Annotated in this window: 10 protein-coding genes; 3 read left to right on the plus strand and 7 right to left on the minus strand. The window is 74.1% G+C overall.

From position 1 onward, the window contains the following. The first annotated feature begins 564 nt into the window (after positions 1-564). Positions 565-2016, plus strand: a complete 1452-nt coding sequence (locus LV78_RS02315) for an aldehyde dehydrogenase family protein (protein WP_253842953.1) — start codon at positions 565-567, stop codon at positions 2014-2016. Positions 2017-2695: 679 nt separating this feature from the next. Here LV78_RS02315 and LV78_RS02320 read toward each other — a convergent pair. Continuing rightward, positions 2696-2968, minus strand: coding sequence for a hypothetical protein (locus tag LV78_RS02320; RefSeq protein ID WP_253842954.1), 273 nt, complete (start codon positions 2966-2968; stop codon positions 2696-2698). A 428-nt stretch (positions 2969-3396) separates the two neighbouring features. On the opposite strand from LV78_RS02320, the gene LV78_RS02325 reads away from it, so the two are divergent. After that, positions 3397-4137 (plus strand): matrixin family metalloprotease, encoded by a 741-nt coding sequence (locus LV78_RS02325; protein WP_253842956.1) that lies wholly within the window; start codon positions 3397-3399, stop codon positions 4135-4137. Here LV78_RS02325 and LV78_RS02330 read toward each other — a convergent pair. The 5 genes from LV78_RS02330 to LV78_RS02350 all read right to left on the minus strand — a co-directional run bounded on the left by LV78_RS02330 (position 4127) and on the right by LV78_RS02350 (position 8995). Continuing rightward, positions 4127-5374 carry an RNA polymerase sigma factor gene (locus tag LV78_RS02330; protein WP_253842957.1) on the minus strand — a complete coding sequence of 416 codons (1248 nt, stop codon included), beginning with the start codon at positions 5372-5374 and terminating at the stop codon, positions 4127-4129. The genes LV78_RS02325 and LV78_RS02330 overlap by 11 nt on opposite strands. Further along, positions 5371-5739 (minus strand): YciI family protein, encoded by a 369-nt coding sequence (locus tag LV78_RS02335; RefSeq protein WP_253842959.1) that lies wholly within the window; start codon positions 5737-5739, stop codon positions 5371-5373. The genes LV78_RS02330 and LV78_RS02335 overlap by 4 nt, the downstream gene beginning before the upstream one ends. A gap of 106 nt (positions 5740-5845) precedes the next feature. Next, on the minus strand, positions 5846-6388 hold the full coding sequence (locus LV78_RS02340) for a hypothetical protein (protein WP_253842960.1): 543 nt from the start codon (positions 6386-6388) through the stop codon (positions 5846-5848). 163 nt (positions 6389-6551) lie between these two features. Then, a complete protein-coding gene (locus LV78_RS02345; protein WP_253842962.1) occupies positions 6552-7016 on the minus strand; it encodes a CHRD domain-containing protein in 465 nt (154 codons plus the stop codon). Between the two features lie 92 nt (positions 7017-7108). Next, positions 7109-8995 carry a peptidoglycan recognition protein family protein gene (locus tag LV78_RS02350; RefSeq protein ID WP_253842964.1) on the minus strand — a complete coding sequence of 629 codons (1887 nt, stop codon included), beginning with the start codon at positions 8993-8995 and terminating at the stop codon, positions 7109-7111. A 205-nt stretch (positions 8996-9200) separates the two neighbouring features. Between LV78_RS02350 and LV78_RS02355 the strand changes: the two genes are divergently transcribed. After that, positions 9201-10019, plus strand: a complete 819-nt coding sequence (locus LV78_RS02355) for an SGNH/GDSL hydrolase family protein (protein WP_253842965.1) — start codon at positions 9201-9203, stop codon at positions 10017-10019. Here the strand turns inward: LV78_RS02355 and LV78_RS02360 are convergent. Further along, positions 10003-11790, minus strand: a complete 1788-nt coding sequence (locus LV78_RS02360) for an ABC transporter ATP-binding protein (protein WP_253842967.1) — start codon at positions 11788-11790, stop codon at positions 10003-10005. The two genes, LV78_RS02355 and LV78_RS02360, sit on opposite strands and share 17 nt — an antisense overlap. Positions 11791-12123: the final 333 nt, after the last annotated feature.

A 12123-nucleotide genomic window follows, 5' to 3' on the forward strand; every position in this document is an offset into this window, starting at 1 on the left:
CGGGCGGGTGATGGGCCTGCGGCAAAGCTGGCGGCGGCGGGCTTGGCCAACCGACTACGGAAGGCGCGGGCGGGAGCCGCACCGAGGTGTGAGCCGTCGGCGGGCCGGTCGCGGACTGTCAGCGGACCTTTCACAGGCGCCAACGGACCGTTCACAGGTGTCAACGGACCGGACACGGGCGGCGATGGCCCGTTCACAGGCGTCAACAGACCGGAAACGGGGTGTCAACGGACCGTTCGCAGGCGCGGCGGGGGTGGTCACGGGTGCCAACGGACCGTTCACGAGCGGCGGCGGGGTGGTCACAGACCGTCAATGAACCGTTCAGAGGCGGCGGTCCAGTCACAGGCGACGGCGGTCCAGTCACAGACGACGGCGGTCCAGTCACGGGTGGTGGCAGGGGACGCCGTGTTGTCGGCAGGGGTGTCGTCGTGCCGGTCGCGGGGGTGTCGGTGGGCCGGTCACGGGGGCTGGTGTCGTGCCGTCCGCCGGGACTGTCATTGGGCCGTTGGGTCCGCCACGATCGGGGAATCCGGAGCACGACGGGGTGAGTGCGAGGAGGCTGCGATGGGTCTGCTGGACGGAGCGGAGTGGGCGGGGCGGCTGTTCACCGGGGAGTGGGTCCCCTCGGGGGCTCGGCCGGTGGTGGAACCGGCGACCGGTGACCGGTTGGGCGAGGTCGGGGTCGCGGAGGTCGGGGACGTCGAGCGGGCCGGGGGTGTGGCGGCTCGGGCCGGGCGGGCGTGGGGTGGGTTAGGCGGGTTCGAGCGGGCCGGGGTGTTGCGGCGGGCGGCGGCGTTGTTCGAGGAGCACTCGGACGAGATCGCCGGGTGGGTGGTGCGGGAGGCCGGGTCGACCCGGTTCAAGGCCGGGGTGGAGGTGTCGGCGGCGATCGCCGAGTGCCTGGAGGCGGCGGCGCTGGCGACCGCCCCGCACGGTGAGCTGCTGCACTCGCCGATGCCGAGGTTGAGCGTGCGGCGGCGGGTGCCCGCGGGGGTGGTGTCGGTGATCTCCCCGTTCAACTTCCCGCTGGTGCTGGCGATCCGGTCGGTGGCGCCCGCGCTGGCGCTGGGCAACGCGGTGCTGCTCAAGCCCGATCCGCGCACAGCGGTGTCGGGCGGGGTGGTGGTCGCGCGGGTGCTCCAGGAGGCCGGGCTGCCCGAGGGGGTGCTGCACGTGCTGCCCGGTGGGCGCGAGGTCGGCGAGGCGGTGGTGGACCACCCTGCGGTGCGGGTGGTGTCGTTCACCGGGTCGACGGGAGCCGGGCGCGAGGTGGGGGCGCGGGCGGCGCGCGGGTTGACCAGGTCGGTGCTGGAGCTGGGCGGGAACAGCGCGCTGGTGGTGCTGGCCGACGCGGACCCGGTGGGGGCTGCGGCGTGCGGGGCGTTCGGGAGCTTCGTGCACGCCGGGCAGGTGTGCATGGCGGTCGGCAGGCACCTGGTGCACGAGTCGCGGTACGACGAGTACGTGGAGCTGCTGGCCGGGCGGGCGGAGGGGCTGCGGGTCGGCGACGGGCACCGGGAGGAGGTGGACCTGGGGCCGCTGATCGACGGGCGGCAGGCGGACCGGGTGGCCGACCTGGTGTCGCGCAGCGTCGCGTCGGGCGCGCGGGTGGTGGCGGGCGGAGGCCGCGACGGGCTGTTCCACCGGCCGACCGTGCTGGCGGACTGCGCGGACGCGACGCCGGCCTACCGGGAGGAGGTGTTCGGCCCGGTGGCGTGCGTGCGGCCGTTCCGGGACGTCGAGGAGGCGGTGCGACTGGCCTCGGACAGCGAGCACGGGCTCAGCCTCGGCGTGGTGACGGGGGACGTGGCGGCCGGGCTGGCGCTGGCCGACCTGGTGCCGAGCGGGGCGGTGCACGTGAACGACCAGACGTTCAACGACGACGCGAACGCCCCGTTCGGCGGGGTGGGGGCGTCGGGGTTCGGGCGGGTCGGCGGGGTGGCGGCGAACGCGGATGCGTTCACCGAGACGCAGTGGGTGACGGCACGACGAACGGTGCCGGGCTTCCCGTTCTAGACGGGGGTGGAGGGCGAGGGGAAGGGGGAGAGGGCGGTAGACGGGGAGGGGTGCGGGAGCGCGGCCAGCGGGAGGCGGGGAGGCGGGCGCACGGGCACGGGCGAACGCGGGAACGCAGGTGCGCGGGAACAAGGGCCGCCTGGGGATACGGGCTGCTCAGAGACGCGGGCTGCCTGAGGGCGCGGGCGCACGGGGGTACCGGCAGGCGGGAACACGGACACTCGGGGAAGGGCGAACGTGGGAACACGGCGCGGAGAACGACGGAGGGTGGAGGCGCGGGCGCACAGGAAGATCAAACGGACACAGCAGGCGGACACAGCAGGCGGACACAGCAGGCGGACACAGCAGGCGGACACAGCAGGCGGACACAGCAGGCGGAGAAAAAATACCCGGATACGGGTGCGTAGGCGCGCAGGCGCGGGGGCCGGGGCACCGGGGTTCGGACATGCGGACACGCGGGTAGTGGGGGCGGACACGGGCACACGGGCACACGGGCACACGGGCACACGGGCACACGGGCACACGGGAATGCAGGCCCACGGGAACGCAGCCGCACGGGCACACAGGAGCCGGGTCGAGTACCAAGCCGCCGGTTTCGCTCAGGCAGGCCTGAGCACAGCACGTCACGCCGGGGCGCGACGCCCGCCACGCCACGCGGGCGCCGCCCCCGGCGATCCGGTCAGTAGATGACGTACAGGTCCCAGTCCAACCAGCCCTCCGAGCACAGGTAGCGCTTCCAGGACCCGACCTCCTGCCCCCGCTGCCCCGCGTTCTCGCACTCGCTCCGGTTCCAGTAGTCGTCCACGAACGACCACTCCCCCTCGGCGCGAGTTGGTTCGGGTGCTGCGGCGGCTGGCAGAGCACCGGCAGGCAGAGCGGTGACCGTGCAGACGGTCAGCGCGGCCAAAACGGTCAGTGCGAGTCCTGCGGTGCGGTGAACGGTGGTGCGCACGGCGATGTCCCCCTTGAGATCGCTGAGTTCGCGTGAGGCCGCTCGGCGTGGTCGCCGGGGCCATCACCAAAGCTATTCGAGGTGACCTGGAAAAGTCGTCACTCAAAGGGGTTGACCTGCGACTACCTGGAGTCAACGCGGCAGGGCCGTGCCGCACGCGCCTTGTGTCGCGTCAGGCGCAGGGGGTGTGGGGTGTGGCCCAGCGCGGACGCGGGCGGCACGGCGTAGCGCGCGGGATCACGTGCTCCCGCGCACGTGTTTAGAAGAGGGCCGGATACGCCGCCGAATACCACCACCTTCGGCATCCCGAAGAGCGAGCACCGCCGGACCGGAAAACCTGTTCCGCTCCCGAACCGGCACCCCGCCCGCACCCGGCGGATCCGAACGTTGTCGCCGTCGGCACGGCGAACGCGCGGAGGACCTACCAGATGCGGATCATCCACAAGGCCCTCGTCGGCGCGCTGGTGGCGCTCGCCGCCGCCCCGGTCGCGCTGATCCCCGCGCAGGAGACCGTGCTCGTGGCGGCCGAGGCGATCCTGGCGGGCCGGAAGCTGACCACGGCCGGGTCGGTGGCCTGCACCGAGACCGGATACGAGCGCCAGGCCTGGAAGCTGAACGCCGCGTACAGCTGGTACTACAACGGCTCTGCCGCGCCGAGCAGCGTGAAGTCCACCGCGCTCGCCGCGATCACCTCGGCCACCGGCAACGCGGCCTCGGGCGCGAACCGCTGCGGCAAGACCGCCACCTCCGCCGCCCAGCAGAGCTACGCGGGCGCGACCACCAAGCTGTCCGCGCAGGTCGACTCGTACGGCCGCTGCCGGGGCAACGACGGCAAGTCGGTCACCTCGTGGGGCACGATGCCGGGCAGCATCCTGGCCATGACCTGCACCTACTACCGCAGCACCGGCGTCGTGATCGCCTCCGACACGCTGATCAACACCGCGAACACCTGGTTCACCACGATCCCGGCGAACTGCGCGAACGCGTTCGACCTCCAGTCCACGATGACCCACGAGCGCCTGCACACGCTGGGCCTGGCGCACGTGAGCCAGTCCGCGAACCCGACCGCGACGATGAGCCCGAACAACGCCCCCTGCAACACCGAGAAGCGCCTGCTCGCGCTGAGCGACTGGACCGGGTTGACCCAGCTCTACGGGGTCAAGAGGTAACCACCCCCCGCAACCGCCGCCTCAGGTGCCGCTGCTCGGCGAGGTTCGCGGTCACCGCGATGGCCCGCCGGTACGCGTCCGCCGCCTCCCCCGCGCGCCCGGACCGCTCCAGCAGGTGGGCGCGCACGGCGTCGAGCCTGGGCAACCGGGGGTGCCCGGCCTCCAGCGCGTCCAGCTCCCCCAGTGCGACCGCGTCCCCCTCCACCACGGCCTGCGCCACCACCCGGTTGAGGGTGATCGTCGGGTTCGCCCGCCCGGTCACCGCCTCCAGCACCCGGTACAGCGCCAGGACCTCGCCCCAGTCGGTCGCCTCCGCGCTGTCCGCCTCGGCGTGCAGCGCGGCGACGCACGCCTGGAGCAGGTACGGACCCGGTCGAGCGCCCCGGACCGCGCGGGCGACCAGCGCCGAGCCCTCCTCGATGAGCCGCCGGTCCCACAGCGACCGGTCCTGCTCGTCCAGCGGCACCAGGCCGCCGTCGCGGTCGACGCGCGCCGGGTGCCTGGCCTCGGTGAGCAGCATCAGCGCGAGCAGCCCGGCGACCTCCGCCGAAGCCGAAGCCGAAGCCGAAGCCGAAGCCCCAGAGGCCGGCACGGCGCGCAGCAGCAGCCTGGCCAACCGGATCGCCTCGGCGGCCAGGTCGGCGTCGCGGGGCGGCGCGCCGGTGGTGGTGTGGTGCGCCTCGGTGAACATCACGTACAGCACGTCCAGCACCGGCGTCACCCGCTCGTCGACCGGCCCCTCCCCCGGCAGCCCCAGTTCGGCGACCTTGCGCTTGGCGCGGGTGATCCGCTGCGCGATCGTCGCCTCGGGCAGCTGGTACACGTTCGCGATCCGCGCGGTGCTCAGCCCGGCCACGGCCCGCAGGGTCAGCGCCACCTGGCCCGACCGGGGCAGACCGGGGTGGCAGCACAGCTGGAGCACCAGCAGCGAGTCGTCGTCCTGCCCGGCCTGCGGCGGCTCCGGGTCGAGCAGCGCCGCCCGCGTCTCGCGCAGCCGCCGCCTGGCGTCGCCGCGCGCGTGGTCGGCGTAGCGACGGCGGGCCACCGCGACGAGCCAGCCCAGCGGGTCGTCCGGGAAGCGCTCCGGCCACTGGCGGTGCGCCTGGAGCAGCGCCTCCTGGACGGCGTCCTCGCACAGGTCGAACCCGGCGCGGCCGTGCGCGCGCAGCAGCCGGGCGAGGGCCCGCGGCGCGAGGTCGCGCCACAGGCCCTCGGCCACCGGGGAACCGGCGGTCACGCGTCCCCGAAGTCGGAGAACATCACCGGGCGCAGTTCGAGCGCGAGTCCGGGGACCCGCGCGTCCGGGATGCGCTTGGCCAGCTCGACGGCCCTGGCCTCGTCCTCGACGTCGACCAGGTAGTACCCGCCGAGGAACTCCTTGCTCTCCGCGAACGGCCCGTCCGTCACCTCGGGCCCGTCGGCGCCGGGGCGGATCACCTTGGACCGGCTCCGGTCGGCCAGCGCCTGGGTCCCGACGAACTCGCCGCTGGCCTTGGTCTCGGCCATGAACGCGGTGTGCCCCTCCTGGATCTCCCGCTGCTGGTCCTCGGTGAGCCGCTCCAGCACCTCGGAGTCGATCTGCATCATGATCAGGTACTTCACCGTTCGGCCTCCTCGTGGTGGACCACCCGTTCGGCAGTCCACCACGAGGTCGCCGCCGGACCCCTCGGGCACGACACGTCGCGCGGAGGAATTCCGGCGAACCGGCTCAGCAGTTCCGGACGCCGGTGACGGCCCCCCACACCACCCCGTACCGCTGCCACGAGGGCGCGGCGGGCATGTGCCAGCTGGCGCCGCCGACGAAGTACATGGTCGAGCGGGTGCCGGGGGTCTGGTTGTCCTGCCAGGAACCGACGCTCAACCAGGGGATGTGCTGCCACGCGCAGGAGTACAGGGCGAGGCTGGAGCCCTGGCCGTCCTCGCGCTCGTAGGCGCAGAACCAGCCGAAGTCGACCCACCCGCCCCGGCAGTGGTCGATCTGCCCGGCCAGCGACCGCGAGCGCTCCTCGCCGGGCACGGCGACGGTGAGCACCGCCCCGTCGCGCTCGACCCGGTTCGCGGCGACCTGCCTGCCGCCCCACCGGGCCAGGTACCCGTCCACCTCGTCCTGCAGCCGGGTGGTCTGCGCCTGGGTGAGCCCGGACGCCCTGGCCTGGACCGCGAACCCGGCCGCCGCCGAGGCGGTGGGCGCGGCGCCCAGCCCCAGCAGCAGCAGGAGAACACCGACAACCGCGAGTCTGCTTCTCGGCACCACCGCACCCCCAACCGGAGGGCGACGGCCGTGGCCGCCGCCGCTAGCGAGGACGGCGCCGCTGGCAGCGCCGGTAGTTCGGACCGTAGCAAGCAGCGCAGTGCCACGTGTTGACACTTTCAGGGGTACATCCATCGGGACTGAATGGACCACGGGACGGGGGTCAGACGCCGGAGCGCAGTTGCCCGCGCAGCGCCCCGCCGGGGAAGTCCTCGTCGAGGGCGGTGATGTGGAACCGCTCGGGGAAGTCCTCGATCTCGCGCACCAGGTCGACGTCCACGGTGAAGCAGCGGGTGAACAGGGACTCCCCGCGCGGCGGTTCCAGCGACAGCAGCAGCGGCCCGTTCTGCCCGGCCGAGCCCCGGCGCAGCTGGACGTCGGTGGGCGGCAGCACGCGGCGCAGGCTCACCGTCGCGCACAGCTCGCCCTCGGCGGAGTCGTCGCGCAGGCGCAGCTTCGCGCTGCCGTCGCCGTCCTCGTCGCCGGGTCCGGGCACCACGTCGGCGCCCGCCAGGTCGGCCCTGCGGTGCGCCCAGCCCGCGTCGGCCTGGGCGGCCCCGAGCGGCGCCAGCGCGGTCAGTGCCAGTGCCAGCGCCGCCGGGGCGGTGAGTCTGCGGGTCGGTGCCACAACGTCCTCCACGGGTGTAGGGGGCTTTCCGGTCTGCCGAAGTTAGACCGTTCGGCGCAACCGGTTCACCCCCTACACCCGTGCGGGTGAGGTCACCAGACCAGGCTCAGGTCCACGTCCGCGGCCCGCACGTACGCGACCCGGTGGCCGAGGAACACCTGGTGGTACCGGTCCTCCCCGCTGACCACCACGTGCGGCCCGTCCCAGGTCTGCGCGAAGTAGTAGTCCACCGGCGGGTCGACGTCGCCCACCGCGTAGCGCTGCCCGGCGGGGATCGCGTACTGGAGCGGCACCACCGACTGCGGTGGCACCCCGGTCCCCTCGTACGCCGCCTGTTCGGGGTACGCGCGGCCGTAGACGGGGACCCGGTCGAGGCCGGGCTTCGGCGTGACGACGAACGCGGGCCCGGACGGCAGGCCGAGCCGGGGCGCGGGGGTGCGGAACCAGGACTTCTGGCCGAGGTACCAGATCGCGGTCCACCCGCCGCGCCGCTCGGCGACCGCGAACCGCTGCCCGGCGTCGATCCTGGCCCCGATGTCGCTGACCGCGCGGGTGCTGGGCGAGCCGTCCGGGCGCAGGGCGACGTCCGCGACGAGCGGGGCGTCGTTCGAGGGCTCGGTGTGCAGCAGCAGCGAGGTCGAGCCGCGCGACGGGCAGTCCACGCCCGCGCTCTCGCACCCGGTGAAGCGCGGCCGGTTGGTGGCGAAGTCGGGGTTGGGCACGACGGTGCCGGAGTGCGGGGCGCTCCAGGTGGGCAGCGGCGCGCCGAGCAGGTCGAAGTAGTGCGACCAGTCCCAGTAGGGACCGGGGTCCCAGTGCATCCCGGCGACGGTTCCCGGCGTGGTGCCGGGGACGTTGTCGTGGCCGAGGATGTGCGCGCGGTCGAGCGGGACGTCGTACCGGTCGGCCAGGTAGCGCACCAGGCGGGCCGAGTTGCGGTACATGGCCTCGGTGTACCAGCTGCCCTGCGCCGCGTAGCCCTCGTGCTCGATGCCGATGGCGTGCGAGTTCACGAACCAGTTGCCCGCGTGCCAGGCGACGTCCGCGTTCTCCACGTGCTGGGCGACGTGCCCGTCGCGGGAGCGGATCGTGTAGTGCCAGCTGACGTACGTGGGGTCCTGGACGAGGTCGAGGGTCTGCTCGTACGAGGTCTCGGTGTCGTGGATGACGATGTAGTCGATCGACAGGTCGTTCGGCCGGTTCGCCTGGTCGTGGTTGCCGTACGCGCCGGGGTTGCTCGGGTCGTAGTTCTCGTACGGCGCGGGCACCCACTCGCAGCCGAGCCGGGCGGGGCACTCGGCGCCCGCTCGCGGCTGCGGCAGGCCGAGCGCGTCGAGCGCGGCGGTGTCCGGGCGGACGTCGGGTTGCGCGGCCAGGGTGGTCGTGCCGCCGTCGTCGGTGGCGCGGGTGACGCCGTCGCGGATGACCTCGTAGACGTCGTCGGCGAAGCGGCGGGCGGTGTCGGCGTCCTCGGCGCCGCTGTAGCGGGCGACCGCGCCGTACCAGGAGCCGGGGTCGTCGCCCGCGTCACCGCGCAGGGAGGCGAGCAGGGCCGCGCCGCCCCGGATGTTCTCCCTGCGGTCGGCGCGCAACCGGCCGGGGTCCTGGCCGGTCAGCTCGGCGGCGCGCGCCAGGGTGCCGGGGCGCTCGGCCACCGGGTCGGGGTGGCCGTCGACGCCGAGCGGTCTGGACGGGTCGCCCCTGGGGTCCTCGGTGTCGTGGTGCTCCCCCGGTTCGGCGGGGACGGCGTCGGTCAGGTGCATCGGCCCGTAGCCGCCCGCGCGGCTGGGCGAACCCGCGTGCGAGTCCCAGCGGGAACCCAGGTACGCGACGCCGAGCAGCACCGGCTCCGGGACCCCGAACTCGCGCGCGGCGTCGGCGTAGTCGACGTTGCCCGGCGCGGCGAAAGCGTTGCCGGGCGCGGTGACCAGGCCGGTGACGAGCAGTGTGGCGGCTAACGCGGCGGTGGCCGGTCGCATGGTCGTCCTCCGTTCTCGGAGCGCCAAGCTTCCACCCCGCGCCCACTCTGTGTAAACAGGCTTCACCTGCGGGTCATCGGCGCGTCGCCGGATGCGGTAAAAGAAATTCACCACATATACGACATTGTGGGGTATTCCTCACAAGCGCGCGCTGTTACCCATTGAGAGGTCCCCTGCTTCGCTCCTCACCGGAGAGGCCACCCCCATGCGCGCACCTCGGGCCCTGATCCCCGTTCTGCTGGCGCTGCTGGCGAGCACGCTGCTCGCCGCCCCCGCCAACGCCGCCGCGGGCAAGTACGTCGCGCTCGGCGACTCGTACACCACCGGTCCCGGCACCCGCACCTACGACAACCCCAACGACCCCTGCCGCCGGGGCCCGCTGTCCTACCCCCGGCTGTGGGCGGCGGCCAACCCCGGCACCGCGTTCGTGGAGGCCGCCTGCTCCGGCGCGGAGACCACCGAGGTGCTCGCGAACCAGGTGCCGCTGCTGACCCCGGACACCACGCTGGTGAGCGTTCAGGTCGGCGGCAACGACATCGGGTTCACCGACGTGCTGGTGACCTGCATCCTCACCCTGGACGACCGGGACTGCGTCAACCGGGTCGAGCAGGCCAAGCAGGTCGCGAACACGACCATGTCGGCGAACCTGACCCGGCTGTACGCGGCGGTGCGCGCGGCGGCGCCGTCGGCGAAGGTCGTGGTGGTCGGGTACCCGAGGCTGTACACGATCGGCGGCAACTGCGGCATCTTCGGGCTCAGCGACACCGAGCGCGCGTCGCTGAACTCGGCCGCCGACACGCTCGCGACGGTGATCTCGGCGCGGGCGGCGGAGGCCGGGTTCACGTTCCTGGACGCGCGGCCGGTGTTCAACGCGCACACCCTGTGCTCCACCGGGACGAAGTGGGTGACCAGCCTGGAGTGGGACAAGATCAACGAGTCGTACCACCCGAACCCGGCCGGTCACCGCGACGGCTACCTGCCCGCGCTGCGGCAGGCGTTCGCCGGGGCTAGCGCGCTGGCATAGCTTCACCGGGGGCGCTCGTGCGCTCGGGCGCCCCCGTCTCCCCCGCCAGGAGTTGGGTCGCGGCCAGCTCGCGGTAGAGGTCGTCCCCTCGCACCAGCTCGGTGTGCGTCCCGCTGGCCCGCACCTTCCCCTGCTCCAGCACCACGATCCGCTCCGCGTCGGTGACCGTGGACAGCCGGTGCGCGATGAGGATGACCGTGCAGCCCAGCGCGGCCCGGTCGACGGCCTCGCGCAGGGCGGTCTCGTTGCGGGCGTCGAGCTGGGCGGTGGCCTCGTCCAGCAGCAGCACGCCGGGGCGGCGCAGCAGGGCTCTGGCGATGGCCAGGCGTTGCCGCTCGCCGCCGGACAGCGCGACGCCGCGCGTGCCCACCTCGGTGTCCAGGCCGTTCTCCAGGTCGTCCACGAAGGACTTGAGCATGGTGACCCTGAGGACCCGGTCGACCTCGGCGTCGGTGGCGTCCGGCTCGGCGTAGAGCAGGTTCTCGCGCAGGGTCCCGGCGAGCACCGGGGCGTCCTGCTCGACGTGGGCGATCGTGGCGCGCAGGTGCGCCCTGGGGATGGTGGTGATGTCGACGCCGTCGAGCAGGATCGCGCCCGCGTCCGGCTCGACGAACCGCTGGAGCAGCGCGAACGAGGTGGACTTGCCCGCGCCGGACGGTCCGACCAGCGCGGTGCGGGCGCCGGGTTCGGCGGTGAACGACACGCCGCGCAGCGCTCGGGCCCGGCCGGGGTGGGCGAACTCGACGTCGCGGAACTCCACCGAGGGCGGCGCGGTCCGGGTGGTCCGGGGCGCCGGCAGGTCGACGTCGTCCTCCACCGGCATGGCGGCGACCTCGTGGATGCGGCCGACCGCGCCGAGCCCCTGCTGGAGCGCGCTGAGCCCGCCGACGAGCGAGGCGAGCGGCGCGGCGAGCGAGAAGACGTAGAGCAGGAACGCGATCAGGTCCGGCGCGGTGAGCCCACCGGCGGCGACGAGCGCGCCGCCGACGCCGAGGACCGCGAGGAACGCGCCCTGCACGGCCACCCCGGTCAGCACCTTCACCACCGCGACGTGCCTGGCCCCGCGCAACCCGGCCAGGTAAGCGCTCTCCACGGCGGCGTTGGCGCGCTCGGTCTCCCTGGCCTCGGCGCCGTTGGCCTTGACCGTGCGGGCCGCGCCGAGCACCCGGTCCAGCGCCGCGCCGATCGCGCCGACGGAGGACTGCGCGCGGGCGACGGCGGCCCGGATGCGCGGCAGGACCACGAGGAGCAGCAGCGCGACGGTCAGCAGCACGCCCAGGGTGACCGCGAGCAGACCGGCGTGCAGCACGCCCATGATCACGACGGCGCCGAGCGCGGTGATCAGGCCGTTGGCGACCATGACCAGGCCCTCGGTGGCGGCGTTCTGCAGCAGGGTGCTGTCGGCGGTGACGCGGGCGGCGAGGTCGCCGGGCGGTCGGCGGTCCAGCTCGGGGACGCGCAACCGGATCAGCCGGTGCACCAGGTCGCGGCGGACCTCGCGCACGACGCGCTCGGCGGTGCGCTGCTGCCACCAGGACTGGAGGCCGGTGAGCAGCGCGCCGACCACGACCAGCGCGGCCAGCAGGAGCACCGGGCCGAGCGCCCCGCCGTCGCCGCCGAGGCCGGACAGGACGTCGCGGGCCACCAGGGGTTGGGCGAGACCGGTGGCGCTGGCGATCAGGACCAGGGCGAGGCTGGCCAGCAGGACGGCCCGGTGCGGGCGGGCGTAGGCCAGCAGCACGCGCAGCGCGCCGGGGGTGGGGGCGGTCATGGGCGGGCTCCACGGGGTGAGGCGGGCGCGGTGGGGACGGGCGCGGTGGGAAGCGTTGGCGGGGAAGGAGGTTCGGGGCCGGAGCTGGAACCGGGATCGGGGGCGGGGTCGGGATCGGCTGGCGGCCAGGTCGGGCGCCTGGACTCGGGCCGCCGAGTCGAGCGGCGGGGCGGACTCGGGTGGCGGGGGCAGGTGGCCGAACCGAGCGGCGGGGCGGGTGGTGAGGACGAACGACCGCGCCGCGTGCAGCGGGCTCGGGTTCCGGGGGACTCGGGCGGCCTGGTCGGGTGGCGCGCCCGGCGGGGCAGGGGGTTCCGCCGGGCGCGCCGGGCG

It is taken from the genome of Actinosynnema pretiosum, assembly GCF_024171695.1.
Lineage (GTDB): Bacteria > Actinomycetota > Actinomycetes > Mycobacteriales > Pseudonocardiaceae > Actinosynnema > Actinosynnema pretiosum.